This window comes from Shigella sp. FC1967 (assembly GCF_001743005.1).
Classification (GTDB): Bacteria; Pseudomonadota; Gammaproteobacteria; order Enterobacterales; family Enterobacteriaceae; genus Proteus.
In genome coordinates this window covers 1-425 of sequence record NZ_MIIZ01001280.1, presented here as the reverse complement: position 1 = coordinate 425, position 425 = coordinate 1, and the positions used below count along the sequence as shown (strand labels likewise).

Below are 425 nucleotides of genomic sequence, written 5' to 3'. Positions count from 1 at the left end.
AAGCATCTAAGCGGGAAACTTGCCTCGAGATGAGTCTTCCCTGTCACCTTGAGTGACCTAAAGGAACGTTTAAGACTAAGACGTTGATAGGCTGGGTGTGTAAGCGTAGCGATACGTTGAGCTAACCAGTACTAATGAACCGTGAGGCTTAACCTGACAACACCGAAGGTGTTTGTCAGAGAGACGAAACGATGAAGTAAGCTTGTTTAAGATTGATATTACTGGTGACGAACCGCTAAAAAGGTGAGTGACGGGTAATAAAACAGAATTTGCTTGGCGGCCATAGCGCAACGGTCCCACCTGATCCCATGCCGAACTCAGAAGTGAAACGTTGTAGCGCCGATGGTAGTGTGGGGTCTCCCCATGTGAGAGTAGGGAACTGCCAGGCATTAAATAAGACGAGAAAGCCAACCCAATGGGTTGGC

Annotated in this window: 2 rRNA genes; both read left to right on the top strand. The window is 48.2% G+C overall.

Features of this window, described 5'->3' with window-relative positions:
* Window positions 1–156 (top strand): 23S ribosomal RNA (locus BHE89_RS21230); the annotation flags it as partial.
* A 116-nt stretch (window positions 157–272) separates the two neighbouring features.
* A 5S ribosomal RNA gene (gene rrf, locus BHE89_RS21225) occupies window positions 273–388 on the top strand.
* The last annotated feature ends 37 nt before the right edge of the window (window positions 389–425 follow it).